Below are 26478 nucleotides of genomic sequence, written 5' to 3'. Positions count from 1 at the left end.
ATCGGCGCGGCTCAGGCCGCCGTGCCGTCCTTGCTCGATGTCTCGGCGGCCTTGCCACCCTCGTTGCCGCCAGCCAGGTTCTTCTTGCTGCCGGTCTTGAAATCGGTCTCGTACCAGCCACCACCGGCCAGGCGGAAGCCCGCGGCCGAGACCAGACGTCCGAGTTCGGACCGCTCGCAAGCCGGGCAGTCGGTCAGTGGAGCGGCACTGAGCTTCTGCAACTTTTCCAGGCGATGGCCGCAGGCCTTGCACTCATATTCGTAGATGGGCATGGTCATGATTCTCCCGGTAACGATGTCCCATGAGCCCCGCGACAGTGCGCGGTCGTGATGCTCGTACTGCATCGTTCTGCGATATAGGGTCGGCCTGCGGATAATCCAAGCCTGACGCGAAGGCCGCATATTATAGCCCGTTGGAGGCCTCGAGGCCCAGCCCCGGGGATTCCCTTGGCCATTCAGCTGCGCGGGTCGCAGGCTCGTCGACGAATGCCCCGGTCGCTGCGCCCCGTCATTCATCCATTCACCCCCAGAGCAAGGATTTCGCCATGCATGCCGTCATTCTCGACGCCGCCAGCCTAGGTCCGGACATCGATCTCTCGCCGATCGAACGCCAGGTCACGCAGCTGACATGCCACGACTTCACGGCCACCGATGAGGCCGCCGAACGACTGACCGATGCCGATGTGGCCATCGTCAACAAGGTGAAACTGGGCGCCGAGACCCTGGAAGCGTTGCCCCGGCTGCGCCTGATCTGCGTACTGGCCACCGGCACCAACAACATCGACATGGCGGCCGCCGAACGCCTGGGTGTCGAAGTCCGCAATGTCACCGCCTATGGCACCGCCAGCGTGGCCCAGCACAGCCTGATGATGATCCTAGCCCTCGCTGCCCGGCTGCCGCGCTATCAGGATGACGTCGCCCAGGGGCGCTGGAACACGAGCCCTTTCTTCTGCCTGATGGAACATCGAACCTTGCAACTTGAGGGCAAGCATCTGGTGATCGTCGGCCAGGGAGAGTTCGGCAGCCGAGTGGGAAAACTGGCCGAGGGGCTCGGCATGCAGGTGAGCTTCGCCGCCCGGCCGGGCGCGGACAGCGGCGGTGATCGCCGCTCTTCACTGGCCGAGCTGGCTCCCACGGCCGATGTCGTCAGTCTCCACTGCCCGCTGACCGAGGCCACTCATCACCTGATCGATGCCGACATGCTTGCCCGGCTCAAGCCAGCTTGTCTGCTGATCAACTGTGCCCGAGGCAGCATCATCGATGAAGAGGCTGCCCTGACGGCGCTACGCGAAGGTCGCCTGAGCGGCCTGGGCGTCGATGTGCTGCCCGAAGAACCGCCGAGGAATGGCCACCCTTTGCTGGATGCCCTTGCGGAGCCACTGAACCTGATCGTGACGCCCCATAATGCCTGGATCGCGCCCGAAGCCCGTCAGCGCATCGTCGAACTGACGGCACAGAATCTGGCAGATTTCGGCTTGATCTCCTGTTGACCCCCGAAGTTCTGGCAAGAGTTTCGCCATGACAGGCCTTTAGGGTGCTCGATGGCCAGGGCCATCGCGGCGTGTTTTCGTGGGGGGATCAGTGTGATTTGTGGTTTAGCTGCAACTAGATAACGGTATAAAGTCGATACGATCCCGTGTACAGGTTGCGCGCACTCTTTCGGGCTTGGATACTCATGCTCCATGAATGCCCCACCTTCCCACTCCTGACATCAACTCGGAATCGGCATGCTGCACAATTTCGGCTCGATCAACCTCGACCACTTCTACCGTGTCCCCCACCTGGTTCGCCCGGGGGAAACCCTCGCTGGGCATGATTATCGCGTCGGTCTCGGTGGCAAGGGAGCCAACCAGTCGCTGGCCATGGCCCGGGCCGGGGGGCAGGTTCGTCACTGGGGACGCCTCGGCCGGCACGATGCCTGGGCCAAGGAACTGCTGGAACAAGCCGGGGTGGATACCGAGACCATCATGCTGGTCGATGAGCCTGGCGGTCATGCCATCATCCAGGTCGACGACCAGGGCGAGAACGCCATCCTGCTCTTCCCTGGCGCCAATCATGGCTTCAGTGAAGCGTCGCTGGATGAACTGATCGAAGCCGCCGCCCCCGACGATTGGCTGCTCGCCCAGAACGAGTGCAACGCCCTGGCATGGGTACTGGAACGAGCTCATGCCAAAGGCATGCAGATCGCTTTCAATCCGGCCCCGATGACCGAGGAAGTGGCCGCCCTGCCCCTGGAGCTCTGTCAGCTACTGTTCGTCAATCGTGGCGAGGCCGAGGCGCTGACCGGGCTGCCGGAAGGCGCCGCCGCGAATGAACTGCTCGACGCTCTCGCCGCGCGCTTGCCCGACACGGAGACGGTGCTGACCCTGGGCGGTGACGGCGCCTGGTATCAACATGGCGAGACACGCCTTTTCCAGCCGCCCCTGCCCGTCACGCCACGCGACACCACCGCCGCCGGCGATACCTTCATCGGTTATTACCTCGCGGCCCGACAGGCCGGCATGCCGGCCGAGACCTGTCTCGAGCGTGCTGCCACGGCGGCCGCTATCGGCGTTCAGCGCCTCGGCGCCACCGAGAGCATCCCTGAGCTTGCCGATGTCGAAACCCTGCTTGGTCAGGGCACTTAGCATGTATTTCCAAGCTTTCAGTGGCAGTGAGCATCGGGGATAAGGCAACGCGAGGGTCCTGCCATGGATGGCAAAGGTAGCGCCCATGGAAGGGGTCACAGCGCCCTCGCGAAGGCTTGTCACCGTAAAGCCCCCCTTTAGGCTTTGAAAGCCTCTCAACCCCGGAAAAGGAGCCACCATGACACATCCGATCATCTTCGATACCGATCCGGGCGTGGACGATGCCCAGGCGATCGCCATCGCCCTGGCGCACCCGGACATCGAGCTGCTGGGCATGACCACGACCTATGGCAACGTGGATGTCACCACCGCGACCCATAACGCCCTGCTGCTGGCCGAACTGGCCGACACGACCATCCCCGTGGCCCAGGGAGCGGCCGCGCCACTGGTCAAGCCCCGCCACCCGGCTCCCGCCCACATCCACGGCGCCAACGGCCTGGGAGACATCGAGCTGCCGAGCGTACAGGGGCAAGCCGAGTCGCGCAGCGCCGCGCAATTCATCGTCGACACTGTCAACGCGCGCCCCGGCGAAGTCTCGCTGGTCGCCGTCGGTCCACTCGGCAACCTGGCGGCCGCCCTCCAGCTCGATCCCACCCTGATCGACAAGGTCAAACAAGTCGTGGTGATGGGCGGTTCGATCAAAGAAGGCGGCAATGTCACGCCCGTGGCCGAGGCCAACATCTTCAACGACCCTCACGCCGCCGCACGGGTGCTGACGGCTGGCTGGCCGCTGGTCATGGTCGGCCTCGACGTGACCCACCGTTGCGTCCTCTCGCCGTCTCACATGGCGCGCATTGAAGCCGGCCAGGGCAAGCTCGGCAAGGTGCTGGCCGGCAGCTACGCCTTCTACCGCGACTTCTACCGGGAAATGCTGGGTATCGACGGTTGCTGCCCACACGATAGCTGCGCCCTAGCCTGGCTGGTTCGACCGGACCTCTTCACCACCCAGCGCGGCCACCTCAACGTTGCCACCGAAGGCGAGGCCGAGGGGCAGACCATCTTCGCGCCGGAACATCGCGGCTACATCGAGCCTCGCTGGTCACAGACCCCGCTCACCGATGTCTGTCTCGGCGTTGACGGCGAGGCCGTCGTCGAGTGGATCACCGAGACCCTTGCCTGATGTCGTGCGAGCTTTCTGTCCATCGCCGAGCATAGGCACTTTTCGGAAACGGCCTAGCCGGTCGTGAAGGAATCCGGCTCATGCACCTCCACGCCTTCGAGCTCGACATGGGTCACCCGAGCATCGGGTGGCCCTTTCCATAGCCACTCGCCGAGCTCGCGCACCGCCTCGGCACGACCACACATCAACACCTCGACACGCCCGTCGGGCAGGTTGCGCGCATGCCCGGTCACGCCGGCCTGCAGCGCCTTTTCCTGGGTCGCGCGTCGATACCAGACACCCTGGACCTTGCCGGTCACCAAGGCCCTCACGCAACGCCTCTCCATGCTGTCTCCTCCCGGATCGTCATCACGCCTGCTGCGATAGTTCGCTTCTGCCTCAAGGGACTACCCTTTAAGATGACACAAGGTGGACGCCGGCCAAAAGCCATCGCGACGCCAAGCGCTCGTCCTACCCGGACGACAGCACCACAACAACCATCCTCAAAAGGGAGTCTGCATCATGTCGGTCTTCTCTCACCCCGAGTTCGACCACCACCAGCGCATCGTTTTTGGCGACGATCCCACGAGCGGCCTGCGGGCCATTGTCGCCATCCACGATACTCGGCTAGGCCCGGCCCTGGGCGGCCTGCGCATCTTCCCCTACGCCAGTGACGATGAGGCATTGACCGATGTGTTGCGCCTGTCCCGCGGCATGACCTACAAGTCGGCGCTGGCCGACCTGCCGCTGGGCGGCGGCAAGGCCGTGATCATCGCCGACCCGCGTCGCGACAAGACCCCGGAACTGCTGCGCGCCATGGGCCGGCTGGTCGATTCGCTGAACGGCGACTACATCACCGCCGAGGATTCCGGTTCGAGCGAAGCCGATATGCGGGTGATTGCAGAGACCACCGAGCATGTCGGAGGCCTCGGCCGGGAAGGCGCCTCCGGCGACCCTTCCCCCTTCACTGCCAGGGGCGTTTTCTGCGCCATGCGCAGCGCCGTGCGTCACGGCCTGGACCGGGAGGATTTCGATGGCTTGCGGGTGGCCATCCAGGGAGTCGGCCACGTCGGTGCCCAACTGGCTCGGCAATTGCACGAAGCCGGGGCTCACTTGATCATGACCGATGTCGATCGGGACGCCCTGGGGCAACTCGCCGCCTCGCTCGACGCGGAGATCACCGCCCCCGACGACATCGTCGAGGCCGATGTCGACGTCTTCGCGCCCTGCGCCATGGGAGCAGCCCTGTCGCCTTCTGTGGTCGAGCGACTCAAGGCCCGCGTGGTCTGCGGCGCGGCCAACAATCAACTGGCCAGCCCGGAGATCGCCGACATGCTGCAGTCGCGCGGCATCCTCTATACGCCGGACTATGTCGCCAATGCCGGAGGCGTGATCGAGATCGCCTGGCAGCGACGCCAGGACTATCGGCGCGAAGCGGTCATGTCACACATCGCCGGCATCGAAACCACCCTGGACGAGATCTTCGCGCGAGCCCGCCGAGAAAACCACGATCCCGCCAGCGTGGCCGACACTCTCGCACGGGAGCGCTTTCGCGGCTGATACCGCCCCGGGCGTCAGCCGGAATCTCTGGCTGTCGCCTCGGATGACGAACAAGCATCTGAGCCCTGCCCCTCATCGGCGTCGGGTGCTTGTTCCCGCTGCTTCCGCCCCCGCGGCCAAGCCGGCATCTTCAGGCCCTTGCCGCGTTTCTCGCGCATCTCGTCGAGCAGTTCATGCTTGACCAGCACAGCACTGTTGCGCGGCACGATCTCACACCCCTTGGCCACCAGATGGCACTTGGTGAAGGCAGCACCGAACAGCAGGATTAACGAGGAGTAATAGACCCACAGCAACACCACGACCACCGAACCGGCGGCGCCATAGGTCGAGGCCGTGGCCGTGTAGGCCAGGTAGGTGGCGATGGCCGTACGTCCCACCGCGAACAGAAGGGCCGTGACGACGGCGCCCACCAGCACGTCGCGCCAACGCAGCACCACATCGGGCAGGACCTTGAAGATGGTCGCGAACAGTGCCGACACCAGGGCCAGCGAGACAAGAAACTCCGCGCCACTGGTCAGGAAACCGACGAAGGGCAACAGCCCATCGGCCGCTTTCAGCATCGCCTTGACCATCACGCCGAGGGCCAGTGACACCAGCAGGATGAACCCGATCGACAGTACCACCGTCAGTGACAGGGTCCGGTTCTTGATGAAGATCCACAGGCTGTTGCTGCTCGGACGCGCGGTAACGCCCCAGAGCGTGTTCAACGAGAACTGCATCTGACCGAACACGGTGGTCGCACCGACCAGCAAGGCACCGATGCCGAGCAGCGTCGGCAGAATCCCGGATTCCTGGATGCGCGACTGGGAGACGGCGTTCTGCACGAGTTCGGCGGCGCTCGCGCCCATGGTGCCCTCGAGCTGGGCAACTATCTGCCCCTGGGCCGCTTCCTCTCCCAGCACCAGACCGATCACGGTCACTGCGATGATGACCGTCGGCGCCAGGGAAAACAGCGTATAAAAGGCCAGTGAGCCGGCATAGCTGAAGGCATTGCGTTCCAGCCAGAGCTTCACGGCACCACTCACCACGGTCCACCAGAACCGGACGAAATCGCGAACCAGAGTCCAGGCGGTCATCACGCTTTGCTTGATCACGGCAGTTCCTCACATTCCCTTGCTGATGTCACAGCATACCGAAGGCGGCCACGGAGGTGCAGGGCGAATCGCTTGCCGGCGGTGGAGAATTGCGTGCTCCGAGGCGGGTCACCATAATGGTGGTTTTCCTTGGAGCGATGCCATGACCGCGACGCCAGACGCCGAACACCCTGATCGCGACTTCGACTGTCTGGTCTTCATCGGCCGCTTTCAACCGACGCATCTCGGCCACCTGGCGGTCATTCACCAGGCCCTCAAGCGGGCTCGCCAGGTCATCGTCCTGATCGGCTCCGCCTGGCAGGCCCGTTCGCTGCGTAACCCCTGGCTTTTCGACGAACGCCGCCGCATGCTGCGCAGCGCCTTCGACGACGAGGACAACGAGCGTCTGGAGATCGTGCCGCTGCTCGACGCGCTCTACAACAACGATGTGTGGGTGCGCGACGTGCAGCGCAAGGTCCGCGACATCGCATCGCCCCGCCATGCCCGGCTGCCGCGCATCGGCCTGATCGGCGCCAGCCGGGGGCAATCGAGCTATTACCTGTCCCTCTTTCCCCAATGGGAATCGGTCAGCGTACCGATGGTCGAGGGAATTTCGGCCAGCCAGATCCGGGAGCGACTGTTCCGCTCGCCAATCGCCGCCGCCGACTATGCCAGTGCCGGTGCCTCCCACGACCTCCCGCCCGGCGTGATCGACGGTATCCGGCGATTCCTCGAGACCGACGCCTACGAGCAACTGGTCGAGGAGCAGAGCCTGCTGGATCAATATCGGCAGGCCTGGGCCCAGGCTCCCTACCCTCCGGTCTTCGTCACCGTCAGTGCGGTGGTGGTGCAATCCGGCCACATCCTGCTGGTCAAGCGCACCGCCGCGCCCGGCAAGGGGCTGTATGCCCTGCCCGGGGGATTCATCAATCCACAGGAGCGCCTGCTGGATGCCTGCCTGCGCGAACTGCGCGAGCGGGTACGACTCAAGGTTCCCGAGCCTGTGCTCAAGGGCTCGCTGCGCGGCCAGCGCCTCTTCGACGAACCTCACCGTAGCTGGCGTGGCCGCACCCTGGCCGAAGCCTTCTACTTCGCCCTGCGCCCCGACCAGCAACTGCCTCGCCTGAAGCCGGTCAAGGGCGGCGATCATGCGCGTTGGGTACCGCTCGCCGACCTCGAACCGGATGGCCTGTTCGAGGACCACTTCTTCATCATTCAGAACTTCCTGGGGTTACCCGCCGACTTCAGTCAGCCATGAGCCAATGGGCTGACACCTGACCACCGCCCTGCTCAGGCCTGCAGGAAGTCCCTGGGCAACTTCATCATCTGCCGCCAGAGCTTCTCCACGCCGGGCTTGTGCACCAGCGAGCAACGATACAGCCGGATCTCCAGAGGGACGTCGTTCTTCTCGTCGCCCGCTCGAACGAGCCGGCCATCATTGAGCTCCTGGCGAATGCAGAAATCCGGTATCCAGGCCATGCCGACGCCCTGCATGACCATGCCCTTGAGCCCTTCGGCCATGGCGGTCTCGTAGACGGTCCGCAGACGCATGCGCAATGGGTCGTTCTTCAGCAGCATCCGCACGCTGCGTCCCAGGAAGGCACCCTGGGTATAGGAGAGATAGGGAATCGCCTCACCGCTCTCGAGCGAGAAGCGTGGCCGTCCCCGCTCATCCGGCAGACAGACCGGCAACATCTTGACCTGACCGATGGAAAAGGAGGGAAATACCTCAGCATCGAGCTGCATGCTGGCATAAGGATCATAATACGCCAGCATCAGATCGCAGTTGCCCTCGCGCAGCACATGAATGGCATCACCCACGTTCATCGCCACCAGCCGGGTCGGCAATTCGCCGACGCCTTTCTGCAACCGGGAGATCCATTGCGGATAGAAACTCAATGCCAGGGAATGTGCGGCCACGATATCCAGCGCCTCATTGGCGATGGAAAGCCCCCGCAGGTGGCCAAGACTCTCGTTGAGCTGTTCGACCATGCTGCGTGCGGTGACCAGGAAAAGCTGGCCTTCCGGTGTGAGATCCACCGGCGTGGTGGAGCGGTCGACCAGCGTGACGCCTACCGCCTGTTCCAGGGAGCGTATACGCCGGCTGAAGGCCGGCTGAGTGACATGGCGCTGTCGCGCCGAAGCGGAAAAGCTGCGCGTATTGGCCAGGGCAACGAAGTCTTCCAGCCACTTGGTCTCGAGGTTCACCACGACTCCCGGTCATTGATGCATGGACGACTCCCGTCCGGAGCCGTTCGTACGCTCGGCGTGAGCGTAATGTACCGCAGCAACCGATCCATCCCAAGCGGATCACTGTACGGGAGCGAGAAGATAAGCGGCTCGTGACAGCAACTTGCGCCACAGCGCGCGAGACTCGATCTCCTCGAGCGTGACCTCGCGACAGACGACGAAGTCGCGCACCAGCATGTCGTGCACCTCGGCGGCGAAATGACGGTCCGGCACCACGGCCGTGATCTCGAAATTGAGCCGGAAGGAACGGTTATCGAGATTCACGGTGCCCACGCTGGCCGCCACGTCATCGATCAAAATGACCTTCTGATGCAAAAAGCCCGGCTGGTAGCGATACACCTTCACACCGGCGCGCAGCATGTCGGGAAGGAAGGAAAAGGCCGAGAGGAAGACCAGCAGGTGGTCCGGCCGCTCCGGCATCATGATGCGCACGTCCACCCCACGCATGGCGGCCAGCCGCAGGGCATCCTGGACGCTGTGATCCGGCACGAAATAAGGGCTCGTCACCCAGAGACGCTCGTGGGCGCTGTGAATGGCATGCTGCACCAGCAGGCTGGCGGTTTCCTGGGGATCCGCCGGTCCCGAGGGCACGATCACCACGTTCTGGCTCTCCTCGCAGGTAACCTGCGGCGTCCAGGTCAGGCTGATCACCTCCCCCGTCGCCCAGTGCCAATCCTCCCAGAACGCTTCCTGGAGCCCCAGCACGCTGGGCCCCACCAGGCGCAGATGGGTATCGCGCCAATGGCCATGCCGTGGGTTCTGTCCCAGGTACTCGACACCGACGTTGAACCCACCGACCCAGCCTTCGCGACCGTCGACCACCAGCACCTTGCGGTGATTGCGGAAGTTCAACTGGAAACGATGGCGCAGACCCCGGGAGGAATGGAAGGCGCTCACGTCCACTCCCGCGTCACGCAGATCGCGCAGATAACGCTCCGGCAGCTTGTGGCAGCCGATCTCGTCGTAGAGAAAATAAACACGCACGCCCCGCTCGGCGGCGTCTTGCAGTCGATGTTTGAAATCGCGTCCCAGGGAATCATCGCGAACGATGAAGAACTGCACCAGAACATACTGCTTGGCCCTGTCGATGCCCGCGAACAGGCTCTCGAAGGTCGATTCGCCATCCACCAGCAGTTCCGTGCGGTTGCCGCTGGTCAACGGCATCATCGCCAGCTTCTCCACGGCCATCACGTCGGCTTCCTTCGCCCCGGCCAGATAGGGTTCGACCAGAGCGCGATAGCGCGCCAGCACCCGTCGCAGCACGGAATCCCGCTCGCCCCGCGCCGACACATAGCCATAGAAGCGCGGCCTGCCGAACACCCAATAAGCCGGCACGGCCAGATAGGGTACGGCGACCAGCGAAATGATCCAGGCGACCGCCCCCTGAGAGGTACGGCTGGACATCAATGCCTGGATCGCCGACAGGATGCCAAGCACATGAAGCGCGAGAATCAGTACGCCGAACAGCCAGGAAGCCATGCTCATACCCTTTCCGTGGGATAACGTCGATGATCGACGGCCAATAGCATACGCGCTACGACAACGGCCCCGCCAGTCGACGGGGCCGTTGTCGCAGGCATCCACGACGCAGCGAATGGGCAGAGCGCCTCAGGCGCGCTCGGCGATGATCTCCTTCCACTTGGCCGGCCCGGTCTGGTGTACCGAGGTGCCCGCGCTGTCCACGGCAACGGTCACCGGCATGTCCTCGACCTCGAACTCGTAGATCGCTTCCATGCCGAGATCCTCGAAGCCGACAACACGCGCCTGCTTGATCGCCTGGGCCACCAGGTAGGCGGAACCGCCGACCGCCATCAGATAGACGGCCTGGTTGTCGCGTATCGCTTCGATGGCCGCCTCGCCGCGCTCGGCCTTGCCGACCATTCCCAGCAGACCGGTCTGCTCCAGCATGGTCCGCGTGAACTTGTCCATCCGGGTGGCCGTGGTCGGGCCAGCCGGACCGACCACCTCGTCTCCGACGGGATCCACCGGTCCCACGTAATAGATGAAGCGCCCCTTCAGGTCCACGGGCAACGGCTCGCCCTTGGCGATCATGTCGACCATTCGCTTGTGAGCGGCGTCACGGCCAGTGAGCAGCTTACCGTTGAGCAGCAGGGTGTCGCCGGGCTGCCAGGTACGGATTTCCTCGGCGGTGATCGCATCGAGATCGACACGCTTGACGTTGTCGCCGGCCTCTCGGGTGATTTCCGGCCAGTCCTCGAGCTTGGGCGCCGGGAGAGCGGCCGCCCCGGACCCATCCAGCGTGAAGTGCGCATGACGCGTCGCCGCACAATTAGGAATGATCGCCACCGGCTTGTTGGCGGCATGGGTCGGATAGTCCTTGACCTTGATATCCAGTACCGTCGTCAGACCGCCAAGCCCCTGGGCACCGATGCCGGTCCGGTTGACCTTGTCGTAGAGCTCCAGGCGCAACTCCTCGGCACGGTTCGATGCCCCGCGCGCCTGAAGTTCCTGGATGTCGATGGGGTCCAGCAACGATTCCTTGGCCAGTTCCATGGCCTTCTCGGCGGTACCGCCGATGCCGATGCCCAGCATGCCCGGCGGGCACCAGCCAGCGCCCATCTTCGGCAATTGCTCGAGCACCCAGTCGACCACGCTATCGGAGGGATTGAGCATGGCGAACTTCGACTTGGCCTCGCTGCCGCCGCCCTTGGCGGCCACATGGACCTCTACGGTGTCGCCGGGCACCAGCTTGTGGTGAATCACCGCCGGGGTGTTGTCGCGGGTGTTCTGTCGCTTGCCGTCGGGGTCGGCCAGCACCGAAGCACGCAGGACGTTGTCCGGCAACAGATAGGCTCGGCGCACGCCCTCGTTGATCATGTCATCAAGACTCATGTCCGCCTCGAAGCGCACATTCATGCCCACATGCACGAAGACAGTGACAATGCCGGTATCCTGGCAGATCGGGCGATGGCCGATGGCACACATCCGGGAATTGATCAGAATCTGGGCGATGGCGTCCTTGGCAGCGGGGTTTTCCTCCCGCTCGTACGCCTCCGCCATGGCATCGATGAAATCCTTGGGATGGTAGTAGGAAATATACTGCAGGGCGTCGGCGACACTCTGGATGAGGTCGTCCTGGCGAATCACGGTCATGAGCAAGTCGCTCCTTTGTGGGTCGACGCGCCCGCTTCTTTACCGACCCGAAACGCCGGCGGCGGGCTTCAAGGAGCGCTCATCATACCCTAACCTTCGCTTCTCCGGCAGCTTGACACCCGGCGATAGTGCGGATCAACACTAGATAGATAACGGTATAAATCCTGTATCCTCTGCCTTGGCGTTTACCCTATCGCCAACTGGCGCTCCTTGAGCGCCTGCAGCTTATCCCTCAGCCGCGCCGCTTCCTCGAACTCGAGGTTCTGCGCGGCCTCGACCATGGCATCCTCCAGTCGCGTCAATTCCTTCTGCAGTTCCGCCGGCGACAGTGAGTCCGGATCGTAGATCGCCGCCCCTTCGGCCACCTTGCGCTCGGTCTTGCGACCCTTGCCCTTGCGCCCCGGCGTCTCGGCCGACTCGAGGATATCGGCCACCGAACGCGATACCGTTACCGGCGTGATGCCGTGCTCCTCGTTATGAGCCATCTGCTTGGCGCGCCGGCGCTCGGTCTCGTCGATGGCGCGCCGCATGGAGTCGGTGATCCGGTCACCATAAAGCACCGCCTTGCCGTGAGCATTGCGCGCCGCCCGACCGATGGTCTGAATCAGCGAACGTTCGTTGCGCAAGAAGCCTTCCTTGTCGGCATCGAGCACGGCCACGAGCGAGACTTCGGGAATATCCAGGCCCTCGCGCAGCAGGTTGATTCCCACCAGGACATCGAACTTGCCGAGTCGCAGGTCGCGGATGATCTCCACCCGCTCGACGGTGTCGATGTCGGAATGCAGGTATCGCACCCTGACATCGTGTTCGTCCAGGTACTCGGTGAGATCCTCGGCCATGCGCTTGGTCAAGGTGGTGACCAGAACACGCTCGTCCACTGCACTGCGCGCTCGGACTTCCGAGAGCAGATCATCAACCTGGGTGGAGGCCGGACGCACTTCGATCTCGGGGTCGAGAAGCCCGGTAGGACGCACCACCTGCTCGACGACCTGCCCGGCGTGCTCAGCCTCGTAGGGGCCCGGCGTGGCCGAGACGAACACGGCCTGGGGGCAGATGCGCTCCCACTCCTGGAATGTCATGGGGCGATTGTCCAGCGCCGAGGGCAGCCGGAAGCCGTATTCCACCAGCGTTTCCTTGCGTGAACGGTCGCCCTTGTACATGCCCCCGACCTGGGGAATGCTGACGTGGGACTCGTCGATGAACAGCAAGGCATCCGCAGGCAGGTAATCGAAGAAGGTGGGCGGCGGCTCGCCGGGCGCCCGCCCCGAGAGATAGCGGGAATAGTTCTCGATGCCGTTGCAGTAACCAAGCTCCAGCATCATCTCGATGTCATAGAGCGAACGCTGCTCCAGTCGCTGCGCTTCGACCAGCTTGTCGTGTTGTCGCATCCAGGCCAGCCGCTCCGCCAGCTCCTCCTTGATCGAGTCGATGGCCCCCATGATGGTTTCGCGCGGCGTCACATAATGCGTCTTGGGATAGATCGTCATACGTGGCACCTTGCCCCGGACCTCACCGGTCAGCGGGTCGAACAGGCTGATCTGGTCGATCTCGTCGTCGAACAACTCGACCCGTACCGCCTCGTCCTCGGCATCGGCCGGGAAGATGTCGATGACATCGCCGCGTACCCGGTAGGTCCCCCGCTTGAAGTCCAGGTCGTTGCGGGTGTACTGCAGCTCGGCCAGTCGCCGCAGGAAGGCACGCTGGTCGATGAGCTCGCCGCGATTGAAGTGCAGGCGCATCTTCAGATACTGGTCGGGGTCGCCGAGGCCATAGATCGCCGAGACCGAGACCACGATCAACGCATCGCGGCGCTCGAGCAACGCCTTGGTGGCGGAAAGCCGCATCTGCTCGATGTGATCGTTGATCGAGGCATCCTTCTCGATGAAGGTGTCCGAGGAAGGCACATAGGCCTCGGGCTGATAATAGTCGTAGTAGGAAACGAAATATTCGACGGCATTCTCGGGAAAGAACGCCTTGAACTCGCCATAGAGCTGGGCGGCCAGGGTCTTGTTCGGCGCCATGACGATGGTCGGGCGCTGCAGTCGCTCGACGACGTTGGCCATGGTGAAGGTCTTGCCCGACCCGGTCACGCCGAGCAGCGTCTGGTGGGCCAGGCCGGCCTCGAGCCCCTTGACCAGGCCATCGATGGCCGCGGGCTGATCCCCGGCGGGCTCGAACTTCGATTCCAGACGAAACGGCTTGCTCATCGGTTCTCCCTGCAGTATTGACTCTCCGACCGGGATATCCGGCTATACCGAACGACGCGTCGTGATCTCGACGTCGGACGTTGTCATCAGGCGGTGGATCGGGCACTTGTCGCTGATGTCCTCGAGTCGCTCCCGCTGCGCCTCGTCCAGATCGCCATGAAAGCTCATGACCACCTCGAGGCGATAGACACCCCGCGCCTCGTCGCGTTCATCGCGCTTGACCGTCACCTCGACGCCTTCCAGAGGCCACCCCTTGCGCTGCGCGTACATCCGGGCGGTGATGGCCTTGCAGGCACCCAGCGAAAGGTCGAAATAATCGTGAGGATCCGGCGCCTGGCCATCGCCACCAAATGCCTCGGGCACACCGACGAGCAGATCCTCGAATCCGTCGATGGTGGCCCGCTCGCGTAACCGGCCATTCCGCTCGCTGCGGAGACGTATGCTCATTCAGGACACCTCGATTCCCAGCCCGAGCGACTGGATGGCCTCGATCACGGCCTGACGACGCACATTGCCATCCACATCGGCACCGTGTCGCCCCACCTCGACACTCTCGACGCCATCCAGCATCATCAGGGCAGTGGTGATGCGATTGACCTGATCGGCGTTCTCGACGCCCTTGAACCCCAGCGACAACTGCGCCATGTATCCGGCTCCATTGACCTTAGAACATTGGTCTTCGAGTCTAGCACGACGCCCGCTTGGCTGGCCCGCGACACTTGCATTACCGCCGCCTCGCCCGCATGTCTTTCATGCGTACCTTTTAAGAACGCCGCGCATGGCAGATGACAAGGATCCCGACATGAACGACTGGATCGCTCGAACCGGCGGTCACCTCGAAGACGGTACAGATGTCGTCTTCGACACCTCCGAGCCGGCTCGCCGGGCTCTGGAAGGTCCTGTAATGACCCCGCTCGTCCACCTCGGCATCCTCGATGTCGTCGGCGACGGCGCCGAACGCTTCCTACAGGGGCAGACCAGCGCCCAGCTCTCCCTGGTGGATGGCGAGTTCGCGCCGCTGGGGTGCTTCTGCACCCCCAAGGGACGCGTCCTGGCCAACGTCCAGGTATGGCGCGTGGCACCGGGCCACTATCGCCTGTTGACGCATCACGAGCTGGTCGCCTCCCTGTCCGAGCACCTCGCCAAGTTCGCCCCCTTCTATCGAGTCGAGCTGACGCCCCGCGACGATCTTGCCCTGATCGGCCTGTTCGGCCACGAGGCGCCCGCCGTGGCCGAAGCCCTGCTGGACGTGACGCCTCCGCCCCCCTGGCGGCAGGTCGATCGAGGCGACCATCAGGTCGTGGGTCATCCCGGCCCGGTGCCACGCATGCTGCTCTGTCTACCGACGGCAGACGCCGAGGCGGTCTGGGGGCAACTGGCCGCCCAGGTCACGCCGGTCGATAGCGCCACATGGCGGCTTCACGACATCCAGGCCGGCCTGGTCTGGCTCGATGCCAGCCAGCGCGACAGCTATCTGCCACAGATGATCAACTGGGAAGCCCTGGGAGGCATCAGTTTCAAGAAAGGCTGCTACACCGGCCAGGAAGTCGTCGCCCGGGCGCACTTCCGCGGTCAGGTCAAGAAGCGCCTGATGCGTGCCCAGCTCGAGGGCGGTCACCGGCCCGAGCCCGGCAGCGCCATTCTGGACGCTGCCGACAAGCGGCTTGGCGAGGTACTCAGTGCCGAACTGGATGCCTATGGCCAGGCCGAGATCCTGGCGGTGATAAGTACCCGGGAGCCCAACGGGGCCTTGAGCGTGGCCGGACAGCAGCTCAAGCTTCTCAAGCTCCCCTACCCTCTCGAGCGCCTCGATCCGGAGCAATTGGCGGAGAAGCGCTGAGTTTCCGTGCGTTCCTGAACGCAGCCGACCTCCTCATTCCAGGCCGAATAGCCGGGTCGCCGTAGCCGAACTGTTTGTCGCCACCCGGGTGAATGGCTGATCACGCAATTCGGCCACCACCCGGCCTACCTCCACCACCCTCGCGGGTTCGTTGCGTTCGCCTCGATGGCCGGCGAGCGGCATGTCGGGGCTGTCGGTTTCCAGTACATAGCCATCATCGTCCAGCGATGCCACGGCGCGACGCAGCCGACTGGCCCGTTCATGCGTTACCGCGCCGCCCAGGCCCACGACGAATCCCAGTCTGCGAAAGGCCAGAGCCTGCTCGGGAGAGCCGGCGAAGGCATGGATCAACCCGCCGGCCGGTGGCGCCAGTTGGCGCAGGCGCTTGGCTACTTGGTCATTGGCCCGCACGCAGTGAATGACCAAGGGCAGATGTCGCTGTCGAGCCAGTCGCACCTGAGCATCGAACAACCGCCATTGTGCCTTCAGGGTATCGGCAAAGCGCGCGTCGATACCGCACTCGCCCAATGCCACGACGGTGGGATTGGCCTTGAGCGCCTCCTCCAGCGCCTCGACGTCGGTCTCGGCGTGCCGATCCAGGAAGCAGGGATGCAGTCCGAGACATACCGCAATGCCATCGCGATCGCCGAGTGTGAGCACCTCGCGCCACCGAGCCCGCGTCGTACCCGGCACCACGAAGCGCTCGACGCCCGACGACCTGGCCCGCGCCAGCACATCGTCACGGTCGACATCGAACTCGGGGAAGTCCAGATGACAATGCGCGTCGATGAGCATGGGAATTACTGGGCCGTCCAGCCAAGATCGATGTTCCAGCTCGCTCCCGTAACGGCACCGGCGGCGTCGGACGCCAGGTAGCCGACCAGCGAGGCGACCTCATCGGGGTCGATCAACCGCTTCACGGCGGCGTTCTTGAGCATGACCTGCTCGATGACCTCCTGCTCCTCCATGCCATGCATCCGCGCCTGGTCGGCGATCTGGTTGTCGACCAGCGGCGTCTTGACGTAGGCCGGGCAAAGCGCGTTGGCGGTAATTCCCTGTTCGCCTCCCTCGAGAGCGGCCGTCCTGGTCAAGCCGATCATGCCATGCTTGGCACTGACATAGGCCGCCTTGCCGGGTGAAGCGACCTGAGCATGCACCGAGGCAATGTTGACGATGCGTCCCCAGCCATTTTCCCGCATGGAAGGCCAGGCGGCCTGAGTCAGCAGGAAGGGAGCCGTCAACATCAGGTCGATGATGTGGCGCCACTTCTCTTCCGGAAAGGTCTCGATGGGCGAGACATGCTGGATGCCGGCATTGTTGACCAGGATATCGAGACGGCCGAAGCGCCGGATCGCGTCTTGTACCGCCGCCCGGCAGGCATCGCCATCCGTGAGGTCAGCCTGGTGAAAGGCGGCGCCGGCACGTTCGGCGACCTCCTCGCCGGCCGGATTGAAGTCCACGGCCAGGACCTGATGCCCCAGCTCGCAGAAGTGGCGGACCACCGCCTCTCCGATACCACTGCTGGTACCGGTGACCAGGGCGACGCGGGGCGTGGCGGCATTGGCATTCATGCGTGACTCCTCATGCTGTGATGCGAAAAGGAAACGCCATCAGCATAGGGCAAAGCGCGTTGTCCTGCCTATCACGCCGGTCATCGACATTCGACAGCCAGGCTGTGATACAGGACACTGAATGCCACGAGACACTCATGCCGAGGAGCCATCATGACCCCCGAGCAACGACTGGAGATCGCCGAGGACATCGCCCGACAAGCTGGACGCATGATCCGCGACGCACGAACGGGACAGGATTTCGGCCAGCGCTACAAGGATGGTCAGGAACTGGTGACCGATGCCGACGTCGAGGTGGATACCTACATCAGTAAACGGCTCCAGACGGACTTCCCCGACGAACATCGCCTCAGCGAGGAGCTGGCGCCGGATCGCGAGGCCCTGGAGGCGCCCCAGGCATTATGGGTGGTCGACCCCATCGACGGTACCGTCAATTTCGCGCACGGGCTCCGTCACGTAGCGGTCTCAATTGGCTGGGCGAGCGGAGGACACCTGCGTCTCGGCGTGGTCCATACGCCCTTCCTCGACGAGACCTACACGGCCCTCGCCGGCCAGGGCGCCTGGCGCAACGGCGAGCCGATCCAGGCCAGCCAGACGTCACAACTCTCGCGCGCCCTGGTGGGCACCGGCTTCCCCTACCGGCGCGATAGCCGCCCGCCCTTGATGCGCCGCCTGATGGCCGTGTTGACGCATTGCCAGGACATTCGTCGCAATGGCGCGGCCGCCCTCGACCTCTGCGATGTCGCCTGCGGGCGACTGGATGCCTACTACGAGAGCGTCTCGCCCTGGGACTTCGCCGCCGGCCTCTTGATCGCCCGGGAAGCCGGCGCCCGCACCGGTCACCTGTATCCCGGCCCGGGAGGCATTCCCGAAGACCTCTACGGCGAGAACCTGCTGGTCAGCAGTCCCGGCCTGCATGACGAGCTGAGCGAGCTGCTGCGACGCGCCGATGCCAGTGAGCTCTCCTCTTGGTAACGCCTGACTGGTAACGCCTGATAGCCTGATCCAATGATGGTCGTTCGGCGTTGGCTATTGGCCAAACGGTGGCGGCTCGGTCACAATGTCGCCCGATTCCTCCACCCCATTCCATTCATGCATCCCACGATGCAAGGAGATTGCTGATGTTCGTCGTCATCTTCGGCCGCCCCGCCTGCCCGTTCTGCGTCCGCGCCAAGGAACTCGCCGAGAGACTGGAAAGCGCCGGCGCCATCGAGGGCTTACGCTACGTGGATATCCACGAGGAAGGCATCACCAAGGCCGACATGGAAAAGACCATCGGCAAGCCGGTGGAGACGGTGCCACAGATCTTCGCCGACCAGACACACATCGGCGGTTTCACCGAATTCGACCAGTACGTTGCCGAACAGGGGCTGCTATCCACCGCGACCCAGTGAGTCGTTCATCGGCATCTCGGACGTCCTGCCAAAACCGCCCTCGGGCGGTTTTTTCGTTGGTTGCCATCCCCGCGCGCTTGGCCCTCTCCGAGCGCAACCTTCCCTCTCGTTGAATCCGCCCACACCGAAGCCGTTTACAATCTTCATATTCGAGCACAGGAAAGCGCCTCGGCGTTTCGCGGGAATTCGGCAGCGGACCCCGACCACGCCGCCCGTAACGCGGCCGTCATGGAAGACGGAGCGACTCGCAGCGCTTTCCGAGCGGCACAGGGCGTCGGCATTAAGGATCAAGGATGCAACGGGAAGCGTTTATCCAGCAATTATGGCTGGATTATGTTCACCACCAGCCTGACATCGGCGGACTCCGTCTCTGGCCAGTCACGACACGGGTGGAATACCTGACACTGCTCACGCTCAGTCACGGGCCCTGGGAGATGAATGCACTCCTGCCCCTGCTGGCGACACATGGCTACCAGCCTCGCCACCGCTATGCCATGGCGGATCGCGGCCTACTGGTCACCCTGCTGGCCACGGCCGATCACCAGGCCCCCTCGCTGGTTCTCGCCGAACTGCAACTGGGCACCCTGTCGCGTGGCCCTCGGGAACGGCTGCGCCGACTCTTCGACCGCGCCGAGGCGAGACCCAGCCTGACGCTACCCTGCGGAGGGCGTCCCTGGCCCATGCCGAGCTGGGACGACTATCAGGCCCTGGCACAGGCCCACCCACTGGCAGGCTGGCTCGCTGTCATGGGAACACGCGTCCACCACACGGGCTTCGATTGCCACGATATCGGCGACGACATCGACCGCCTCGACGCCCAGTTGCACCAGGCCGGCTTCTTCGGCGATGCCGATCGCCAGCACGGCGTCTTTCCCGTCTCGCCCTTGCTCGACTATCGCTTCTACGCGACTCACTCCCAACGCCTGCCCTTCGCCGATGGCGACCTCCATCGCGTTCCTCTCGGGGGGCTGGCGCTGGTGCAGAAGCGGGTCAACGCCAATCAGGAGCGCTGCGCCGAACTCCTGCTGCCGCACCATACACGCTGCGAGCTGGGGTGACGCGGCATGACCGCCCGTTCCGACGTCAGTGCAATGCAACATGGCCATCCACAATTTCTGTGGATAACACTGTGAATCGGCTCGGTAAAATGTCGCCCAGGCGGCCTGCCGACCACCCCCGACTCGAAATGGTCAGATTTTCGGCAGCCGCATCACCGAGACCCCGAAACGGAACCAGTCCGCCGCTCGCTCAATCGACGAACGTCATCTCCGGCACATGTTCGGGCACGACCAGGCGGCCAGCGGTCTTCTCCTGAATCTCCTCGACGCTGACGCCTGGTGCACGCTCCTTGAGCACGAAGGCGCCATTCTCGATCTCCAGGTAGGCCAGGTCGGTGAGCACACGGTTGATGCAACCGGCACCGGTCAGCGGCAGGGTGCACTGCTCGAGCAGCTTCGATTCACCGTGCTTGGACGCATGGGTCATGGTGCAGATGATGTTCTCGGCCCCGGCCACCAGATCCATGGCGCCGCCCATGCCCTTGATCAGCTTGCCGGGAATCATCCAGGAGGCGATGTTGCCGTACTGGTCGACCTCGAAGGCACCGAGCACGGTGAGATCGACATGCCCGCCGCGAATCATCGCGAAGGACTCTGCCGATGAGAAGATCGCCGCACCGGGCCGGGCGGTGACGGTCTGCTTGCCGGCATTGATCATGTCCGGGTCGAGTTCCTCCTCGGTGGGAAAGCGCCCCATGCCGAGCAGGCCATTCTCGGACTGCAACATCACATCGATGTCGTCGGGGACATAATTGGCCACCAGGGTCGGGATACCGATGCCCAGGTTGACGTAAAAACCGTCCTCGAGTTCGCGCGCCACGCGCCTTGCCATCTGTTCGCGAGTCAGTGCCATCTTGATGCCTCTTGTATCTTGTAAGGGAACAACGCCGTCGGGCCAATGCCGGGGCAGATCTACGAGGAGGCGCTATGCCCCCTCCCTGGGCGCTACCGACGCCCTCTCGTGCTACACGGCGGATGTCCGGAAGACGGAGAAAAACGCTCAGCTTTCGTGCACGGTGCGCTTCTCGATACGCTTCTCGAAGGTGCCCTGGATGATCCGGTCGACATAGATCCCCGGCGTATGGATCTGGTCGGGACGCAGCTCACCAGGCTCGACGATCTCTTCCACCTCGACCACGGTGACACGCCCGGCAGTCGCCGCCAGGGGATTGAAGTTCTGGGCAGTGTCACGGTAGACGACATTGCCGTACCGGTCGGCCTTCCAGCCCTTGACGATGGCGAAGTCGCCGACCACGGATTCCTCGAGAATGCAGGGACGTCCGTTGAACTCGCGCACCTCCTTGCCCTCGCCGATCGGCGTGCCATAGCCGGTGGCGGTATAGAAGGCGGGGATCCCCGCTCCCCCGGCGCGCATCTTCTCGGCCAGGGTCCCTTGAGGCGTGAGCACTACCTCGATCTCGCCTTCCAACATCTGTTGTTCGAAAAGCGCATTCTCGCCCACGTAGGAGGCATGGATGGTACGGATCTGCCTGTCTTCCAGCAGGACACCAAGGCCGAAGCCATCGACGCCGCAGTTGTTGGAATAGACGGTCAGCTCCTTGACGCCACGCCGCTTGATTTCATTGATCAGGTTCTCGGGGATACCGCACAGCCCGAAGCCACCGGCGATCACGGTCATGCCGCTCTCGAGGCCGGCCATTGCCGCCTCATAGGAATCCACACGCTTGTCGAATCCGGCCATATCGATGCCTCAGTGATTGCCAGGAAATTGTTGTCATCGCCCCACCATGACGGGACCTTGTCCTGCAGTGTCAGGGGCAGGCCATCTATTTGTTAAGTTTGTTTTTCTTATCGTTTTTTTGTAAAAACAAATAAATTGAGTCGCCATGAATCGTTCGCCATGACCGTCAAGCAGCTTCGAGCCTTTCTCGCCGTCGCCCAGACCCTCAGCTTCACTCAGGCCTGTGAACGCCTGCATCTCTCGCAGCCAGCACTCAGCCTGACCATCAAGGGGCTCGAGGACACCCTCGGTGGGCGCCTGCTCAACCGTAGTACCCGTAGCGTGCGCCTGACCCCCGAGGGCGAGTCCTTGCTGCCCCTGGCCAAGCGCCTGCTGGCCGACTGGGACAATACCGAGGAAATCCTGCGCCAGCGCTTCACGCTGCGACTCGGCAGCGTTGCCGTGGCGGCCATGCCTTCGTTTGCCGGCAACCAGCTCCCCGCGTTGCTGGCCAGCTTTCGCCGACGTCATCCCGGCATCAACGTCACCGTGCACGACGTGATCAACGAGGACGTCATCGACATGGTGCGCCAGGGGCGTGTCGAACTGGGGATCGCCTTCGAGCCCGAAGCCAGCGACACACTACGGGTCGATCCGCTGTTCACGGACCGTTTCGTCGCCGTGGTACCTGCCGACTCGCCCCTCGCCGACCAGAACAGTCTCGACTGGGACCGGCTATTGACGCAGGACTTCATCACGCTGCAACGTCCTTCCATGGTGCGGCGCATGCTTGAGCGGCGTCTCCATGAGGATGGCATTTCATTGGCCGTGACCTTCGAGAGCCACCAGCTGACCACGGTGGGACGCATGGTCGCCGATGGCCTGGGAGTGAGCGCCGTGCCATCGCTATGCATCGACCAGATGCACGAGCTTGGCGCACGCTGCCTGCCGCTGCACTCTCCGATCATCGAACGCACGGTCGGTGTGCTCTCACCGAAGACCGGCGAGCTCTCGGTGGCCGCCCAGGCACTGCGGGATGTGCTGCGCGATGGCGTCGAGCCACCGACACTGCAAACGCCCAGGCTGCAGTGCTGAACCAGGTCGCAGGCCCGCGATGAACAACGAAGGATCCACGACCTCGGGCTGCTAGGCTGAAGGAAACCGGTGACGCCCGAGCCCTTGAGAGAGGAACGAGATGACGGCCCCACTCTGGCAACCCTCCCCCGAGACGACCGCCGCCACCCAAATGGCGGCGCTGATGCGCCACATCGAAGCCAAGCATGGCGCGCAGCTCCATGACTACGCCGACCTCCATGCCTGGAGCATCGAATACCCCGAGCGCTTCTGGTCCTTGCTGTGGGACACCTTCGAGATCGTCGCCGAACACCGCGGCGAACCGGTGCTCGAATCGCCCGATGCTATGCCGGGCGCCCGCTGGTTCCCCGAGGCCCGGCTCAACTTCGCCGCCAACCTGCTGCGCCGCCGAGACGAGGCGCCGGCCCTGATCGTCCACGACGAGCGCGGGCGCCGTCGCGAGCTGAGCCATGCCGAACTCTACCGGCGCGTGGCCAGGCTGGCCCGGGCGCTGCGTGACGACGGCGTCGAGCCGGGCGACCGGGTTGCCGGCTTCGTCCCCAACAGTGAGCACGCAGTGATTGCCATGCTGGCAACCACCAGCCTCGGCGCCGTGTGGTCTTCCTGCTCGCCGGACTTCGGCTTCCAGGGCGTTCTCGACCGGTTCGGCCAGATCACCCCCAAGGTGCTGATCGCCGCCGACGGCTACACCTGGAACGGCAAGCCCATCGACACTCGCCCCCGGCTGGCCGAGATCGCCCGCGCCCTCGATGGGCTCGACACCCTGGTGGTGTTTCCCTTCCTCGATGACGCGCCGGTTCTGGACGCAATTCCCAGGGCGGTCGCCTGGGACGACTATCTCGACAACGGGGCCGAGGAAATCGACTTCCGCGCCCAGCCCTTCGATCACCCGCTCTATATTCTCTATTCGTCGGGCACCACCGGCACACCCAAGTGCATCGTTCACAGCGCCGGAGGCACCTTGCTCCAGCACCTCAAGGAGCACCGCCTGCACACGGATCTCGATGCCTCGGACACCCTCTTCTACTACACCACCTGCGGCTGGATGATGTGGAACTGGCTGGTTTCCGGACTGGCCAGCGGCGCGACCCTGGTGCTGTTCGACGGCGCCGCCTTTGCCCCCGATGCCGAGGTCCTGTGGCGTATCGCCGAGCGCGAGGGCATCACGGTGTTCGGCACCAGTGCCCGCTATCTGGCCGCCTGCGAGAAGGAAGGCCTCGTCCCTGGCAAGGATCACGATCTCGCCGCCCTGCGCGCGATCCTTTCCACCGGCTCGGCGCTGTCCCACGAATCCTTCGACTATGTCTATCGTGACATCAAGGACGACCTGCTGCTGGCCTCGATCTCCGGTGGTACCGATATTGTCTCCTGCTTCGCCCTGGGATGCCCGATCCGCCCCGTCTACCGAGGCCAACTGCAATGCCGGGGCCTGGGCATGGCCGTGGAGGTCTTCGACGACGATGGCCGGCCACTGCGCGGCGAGAAGGGCGAGCTCGTCTGCACCCGCCCCTTCCCGTCGATGCCGATCGGCTTCTGGAATGATCCCGACGGCGAACGCTATCACGATGCCTATTTCGCCACCTTCCCCGGCATCTGGGCCCATGGCGACTACGCCGAGATCACCCCCGAGGATGGCCTGATCATCCACGGTCGCTCCGATGCCGTTCTCAATCCCGGCGGCGTCAGGATCGGCACCGCCGAGATTTATCGCCAGGTCGAGAAGGTCGAGGGCGTGCTGGAATCCCTGTGCATCGGCCAGGACTGGGGGGACGATGTCCGCGTGGTGCTGTTCGTGCGGCTGAAGTCGGGCCTGCGCCTCGATGACGCCCTGCGCGACGAGATCAAGACCACCATCCGTGCCAACACCACGCCTCGCCACGTACCGGCACGCATCATTCAGGTCGAGGATCTACCCCGGACTCTCTCGGGCAAGCTCGTCGAGCTGGCAGTGCGCAACGTGGTACACGGCCGCCCGGTGAAGAATCGCGAGGCCCTGGCCAACCCCGAGGCATTGTCACTGTTCGAGGATCTTCCCGAATTGCGTGAATGATTCCCGCAGCTCGGCCATGGCGCCTGGCGAGCGGGTACATTCTCCATTAGCATTGCGGGCTGATGACGATCATGGAGGAAACCGGCATGTCGACCCTGAAAGGGATCGTCAGCCTGCTGCTGCTGACACTCAACACCCTGTTCTGGGCGGTGCCGCTGATCGCGCTCACCCTGCTCAAGCTCGTCACCCCGGGACGCCCCCTGCGCCGCCGGGTGCTCTCGGGGCTCAATGCCATCGCCCGCTGGTGGCTGGACATCAACCTCTGGTGGATGCGCCACTGGCTGTCACCGCGCCTGGACCTGGAACTGCCCGACAATCTGAGTCGCGATGACTGGTGGCTGGTGCTCTCCAATCATCGTAGCTGGACCGACATCTTCGTGCTGCTGTTGGTCCTGCATCGGCGCATTCCCATGCCGCACTTCTTCGTCAAGCGTCAGCTGATCTGGATCCCTGTCGTCGGTCTCGCCTTCTGGGCCCTGGAATTTCCCATGCTCCGGCGCCTGACCCGGGAACAGCGCGAGCGCAACCCGCATCTCGCGCGCCGCGACCAGGAAGCTACCGAGCGCATGTGCCGCCATGCCCGCGAACGTCCCATCGCCATCTACAACTTCGTCGAGGGCACTCGCTTCACGCCCGCCAAGCACGCCGCTCGCCAGAGCCCTTATCGGCACCTGCTGCCACCCCGGGCAGGCGGTATCGCCCAGGTCGTCGGATTGCTCGGCGACCGACTCGGCGGCATCCTCGATGTCACCTTGAGCTACGACACCCCCGCCCCGCATTTCTGGCGATTCCTGTGCGGCCAGGAGGGGCTCATTCACCTCCGGGCACGCCATCTGCAAGTCCCCGCCTGGATGCGAGACGGCAACTATCATCAGGACCCGAACTACAAGGAACGCTTCCACTCATGGCTGAACGCCCTGTGGCAGGCAAAGGATGCCTCCCTCGACTCGCTCTGATATTCCTGTTCGCGCTGCTGACCGGTTGTGCCAGCCAGTCTTCGACACCTGGCACTTCCCGTGATGCCGCCAGCGGAGAGCCGGCAGGAATCGCCGGCAGTTGGGTCTCCATCCGCCGTGGCGATACCCTCGGCGCCATCGCTCGCCGCGCAGAGGTTCCGCTGATCAGGCTGCAGCGCTTCAATCCCGGCATCGAGCCCCGAGGTCTCGCCGTCGGCCAGCGCATCCTGGTGCCCAGCCGACAGGAACGCGCCCCCTCCGGAGGCCCGTACCGCTACCAGATACGTCCCGGCGACACCTTCACCTCCGTGGCCCGGCGCTTCGGCGCCGACCCCAGCCAGGTGGTCGCGGCGAACCCCGATGTCACCCCCACTGACCTCAAGGTCGGTCACCTGATCCAGGTGCCGCTCGGCGGCGGCTCATCGGCCAGCAGCAGCTCGGCATCGACGCCTCCGGCTCGCCTGCCCGACCCTGGCACCATGCCCGCTGATGCCAAGGGCTGGCCTTGGCCGCTCGATGATTACGACGTGGCAAGGCGTTTCGGCAAGGACGCCCACGGCACCCTGCAACCGATGCTGCTCACCACCGACCAGGGAGCCCGCGCCAAGGCCGTGGCCGACGGCCAGGTGCGTTTCGCCGACAGCATGCGCCAGCTCGGCCAGGTCGTCATCGTCCATCATCCGGACAACCTGCAAAGCGTCTATGCTCGCTGCTCGCGCCTTCTCGTCGACAGCGGACAACGCGTGAAGCGCGGCACGCCTCTGTGTGTCGTGGGCCAAACCGCGAATGGCCGCCACGAGCTTCTGTTCGACATGCGCCATGGCGGCAAGCCGATGGATCCCTTGGACGTCCTGCGCTAGTCGGTGTCATCGTCTCTTCACAGTGCTGTCGCCCGGTTGTCATC

The 26478-nt window shown here is 64.1% G+C and carries 26 protein-coding genes; 13 read left to right on the top strand and 13 right to left on the bottom strand.

What is annotated here, in order from left to right; all coding sequences use genetic code 11:
- Positions 1 to 11 precede the first annotated feature (11 nt).
- Positions 12 to 272, bottom strand: coding sequence for an FmdB family zinc ribbon protein (locus tag HSDC_RS03070; protein ID WP_064698647.1), 261 nt, complete (start codon positions 270 to 272; stop codon positions 12 to 14).
- Between the two features lie 272 nt (positions 273 to 544).
- On the opposite strand from HSDC_RS03070, the gene HSDC_RS03065 reads away from it, so the two are divergent.
- The 3 genes from HSDC_RS03065 to HSDC_RS03055 all read left to right on the top strand — a co-directional run bounded on the left by HSDC_RS03065 (position 545) and on the right by HSDC_RS03055 (position 3746).
- A complete protein-coding gene (locus HSDC_RS03065; RefSeq protein ID WP_064698429.1) occupies positions 545 to 1489 on the top strand; it encodes a D-2-hydroxyacid dehydrogenase in 945 nt (314 codons plus the stop codon).
- A 237-nt stretch (positions 1490 to 1726) separates the two neighbouring features.
- A complete protein-coding gene (locus tag HSDC_RS03060) occupies positions 1727 to 2626 on the top strand; it encodes a ribokinase (RefSeq protein ID WP_064698428.1) in 900 nt (299 codons plus the stop codon).
- 178 nt (positions 2627 to 2804) lie between these two features.
- On the top strand, positions 2805 to 3746 hold the full coding sequence (locus tag HSDC_RS03055) for a nucleoside hydrolase (RefSeq protein ID WP_064698427.1): 942 nt from the start codon (positions 2805 to 2807) through the stop codon (positions 3744 to 3746).
- A 53-nt stretch (positions 3747 to 3799) separates the two neighbouring features.
- Here the strand turns inward: HSDC_RS03055 and HSDC_RS03050 are convergent, their stop codons facing one another.
- Entirely contained in the window at positions 3800 to 4072 is a 273-nt protein-coding gene (locus tag HSDC_RS03050; RefSeq protein WP_064698426.1) for an acylphosphatase, read from the bottom strand.
- Between the two features lie 175 nt (positions 4073 to 4247).
- Between HSDC_RS03050 and HSDC_RS03045 the strand changes: the two genes are divergently transcribed.
- The gene (locus HSDC_RS03045; protein ID WP_064698425.1) at positions 4248 to 5285 is read left to right on the top strand and encodes a Glu/Leu/Phe/Val family dehydrogenase; all 1038 of its coding nucleotides are present in this window, start codon (positions 4248 to 4250) and stop codon (positions 5283 to 5285) included.
- 14 nt (positions 5286 to 5299) lie between these two features.
- On the opposite strand, the gene HSDC_RS03040 is transcribed toward HSDC_RS03045, so the two are convergent.
- Positions 5300 to 6379, bottom strand: a complete 1080-nt coding sequence (locus HSDC_RS03040; RefSeq protein ID WP_244534407.1) for a YihY/virulence factor BrkB family protein — start codon at positions 6377 to 6379, stop codon at positions 5300 to 5302.
- A gap of 142 nt (positions 6380 to 6521) precedes the next feature.
- Between HSDC_RS03040 and HSDC_RS03035 the strand changes: the two genes are divergently transcribed.
- Positions 6522 to 7616: a bifunctional nicotinamide-nucleotide adenylyltransferase/Nudix hydroxylase gene (locus HSDC_RS03035; protein WP_064698424.1), complete on the top strand. Its 1095-nt coding sequence runs from the start codon at positions 6522 to 6524 to the stop codon at positions 7614 to 7616.
- Positions 7617 to 7648: 32 nt separating this feature from the next.
- On the opposite strand, the gene HSDC_RS03030 is transcribed toward HSDC_RS03035, so the two are convergent.
- From HSDC_RS03030 to HSDC_RS03005, 6 genes are all read right to left on the bottom strand, one after another.
- Positions 7649 to 8566: a LysR substrate-binding domain-containing protein gene (locus tag HSDC_RS03030; protein WP_064698423.1), complete on the bottom strand. Its 918-nt coding sequence runs from the start codon at positions 8564 to 8566 to the stop codon at positions 7649 to 7651.
- Positions 8567 to 8668: 102 nt separating this feature from the next.
- Positions 8669 to 10087: a cardiolipin synthase gene (gene cls / locus HSDC_RS03025; protein WP_064698645.1), complete on the bottom strand. Its 1419-nt coding sequence runs from the start codon at positions 10085 to 10087 to the stop codon at positions 8669 to 8671.
- A gap of 129 nt (positions 10088 to 10216) precedes the next feature.
- The gene (locus tag HSDC_RS03020) at positions 10217 to 11722 is read right to left on the bottom strand and encodes a fumarate hydratase (protein ID WP_064698422.1); all 1506 of its coding nucleotides are present in this window, start codon (positions 11720 to 11722) and stop codon (positions 10217 to 10219) included.
- A gap of 185 nt (positions 11723 to 11907) precedes the next feature.
- Positions 11908 to 13929 (bottom strand): excinuclease ABC subunit UvrB, encoded by a 2022-nt coding sequence (uvrB, locus tag HSDC_RS03015; protein WP_064698421.1) that lies wholly within the window; start codon positions 13927 to 13929, stop codon positions 11908 to 11910.
- Positions 13930 to 13971: 42 nt separating this feature from the next.
- On the bottom strand, positions 13972 to 14376 hold the full coding sequence (locus tag HSDC_RS03010; protein WP_064698420.1) for an OsmC family protein: 405 nt from the start codon (positions 14374 to 14376) through the stop codon (positions 13972 to 13974).
- The gene (locus tag HSDC_RS03005; RefSeq protein ID WP_064698419.1) at positions 14377 to 14574 is read right to left on the bottom strand and encodes a hypothetical protein; all 198 of its coding nucleotides are present in this window, start codon (positions 14572 to 14574) and stop codon (positions 14377 to 14379) included.
- A gap of 157 nt (positions 14575 to 14731) precedes the next feature.
- Between HSDC_RS03005 and ygfZ the strand changes: the two genes are divergently transcribed.
- Complete coding sequence (gene ygfZ / locus HSDC_RS03000) at positions 14732 to 15769, top strand: CAF17-like 4Fe-4S cluster assembly/insertion protein YgfZ (protein ID WP_082919923.1); 1038 nt, start codon at positions 14732 to 14734, stop codon at positions 15767 to 15769.
- A gap of 33 nt (positions 15770 to 15802) precedes the next feature.
- Here ygfZ and HSDC_RS02995 read toward each other — a convergent pair whose 3' ends face one another.
- Positions 15803 to 16564 (bottom strand): TatD family hydrolase, encoded by a 762-nt coding sequence (locus HSDC_RS02995; protein ID WP_064698418.1) that lies wholly within the window; start codon positions 16562 to 16564, stop codon positions 15803 to 15805.
- 5 nt (positions 16565 to 16569) lie between these two features.
- On the bottom strand, positions 16570 to 17340 hold the full coding sequence (locus HSDC_RS02990) for a 3-hydroxybutyrate dehydrogenase (protein ID WP_064698417.1): 771 nt from the start codon (positions 17338 to 17340) through the stop codon (positions 16570 to 16572).
- A gap of 153 nt (positions 17341 to 17493) precedes the next feature.
- On the opposite strand from HSDC_RS02990, the gene HSDC_RS02985 reads away from it, so the two are divergent.
- The 3 genes from HSDC_RS02985 (at position 17494) to HSDC_RS02975 (ending at position 19792) form a co-directional block, all read left to right on the top strand.
- The gene (locus tag HSDC_RS02985; protein WP_064698416.1) at positions 17494 to 18315 is read left to right on the top strand and encodes an inositol monophosphatase family protein; all 822 of its coding nucleotides are present in this window, start codon (positions 17494 to 17496) and stop codon (positions 18313 to 18315) included.
- Between the two features lie 146 nt (positions 18316 to 18461).
- Positions 18462 to 18734, top strand: a complete 273-nt coding sequence (locus tag HSDC_RS02980) for a GrxA family glutaredoxin (RefSeq protein ID WP_064698415.1) — start codon at positions 18462 to 18464, stop codon at positions 18732 to 18734.
- A 293-nt stretch (positions 18735 to 19027) separates the two neighbouring features.
- Positions 19028 to 19792 carry a VOC family protein gene (locus tag HSDC_RS02975; protein WP_064698414.1) on the top strand — a complete coding sequence of 255 codons (765 nt, stop codon included), beginning with the start codon at positions 19028 to 19030 and terminating at the stop codon, positions 19790 to 19792.
- A 190-nt stretch (positions 19793 to 19982) separates the two neighbouring features.
- Here HSDC_RS02975 and HSDC_RS02970 read toward each other — a convergent pair whose 3' ends face one another.
- Both HSDC_RS02970 and HSDC_RS02965 read right to left on the bottom strand, forming a co-directional pair.
- Positions 19983 to 20645: a CoA transferase subunit B gene (locus HSDC_RS02970; RefSeq protein ID WP_064698413.1), complete on the bottom strand. Its 663-nt coding sequence runs from the start codon at positions 20643 to 20645 to the stop codon at positions 19983 to 19985.
- A 147-nt stretch (positions 20646 to 20792) separates the two neighbouring features.
- Positions 20793 to 21494 (bottom strand): CoA transferase subunit A, encoded by a 702-nt coding sequence (locus HSDC_RS02965; protein ID WP_064698412.1) that lies wholly within the window; start codon positions 21492 to 21494, stop codon positions 20793 to 20795.
- Positions 21495 to 21653: 159 nt separating this feature from the next.
- On the opposite strand from HSDC_RS02965, the gene HSDC_RS02960 reads away from it, so the two are divergent.
- From HSDC_RS02960 to HSDC_RS02945, 4 genes are all read left to right on the top strand, one after another.
- Positions 21654 to 22568, top strand: coding sequence for a LysR family transcriptional regulator (locus HSDC_RS02960; RefSeq protein ID WP_064698411.1), 915 nt, complete (start codon positions 21654 to 21656; stop codon positions 22566 to 22568).
- A gap of 100 nt (positions 22569 to 22668) precedes the next feature.
- On the top strand, positions 22669 to 24618 hold the full coding sequence (locus HSDC_RS02955; protein ID WP_064698410.1) for an acetoacetate--CoA ligase: 1950 nt from the start codon (positions 22669 to 22671) through the stop codon (positions 24616 to 24618).
- A gap of 86 nt (positions 24619 to 24704) precedes the next feature.
- Positions 24705 to 25574 (top strand): 1-acylglycerol-3-phosphate O-acyltransferase, YihG family, encoded by an 870-nt coding sequence (gene yihG / locus HSDC_RS02950; RefSeq protein ID WP_064698409.1) that lies wholly within the window; start codon positions 24705 to 24707, stop codon positions 25572 to 25574.
- Positions 25523 to 26434, top strand: coding sequence for a murein hydrolase activator EnvC family protein (locus HSDC_RS02945; RefSeq protein WP_082919922.1), 912 nt, complete (start codon positions 25523 to 25525; stop codon positions 26432 to 26434). Before yihG ends, HSDC_RS02945 begins: the two co-directional genes overlap by 52 nt.
- Positions 26435 to 26478: the final 44 nt, after the last annotated feature.

The organism is Halomonas caseinilytica (assembly GCF_001662285.1).
Classification (GTDB): domain Bacteria; phylum Pseudomonadota; class Gammaproteobacteria; order Pseudomonadales; family Halomonadaceae; genus Halomonas; species Halomonas caseinilytica.
Note: the sequence above shows the minus strand (reverse complement) of the source record. Positions and strands in the feature narration are given on the sequence as shown.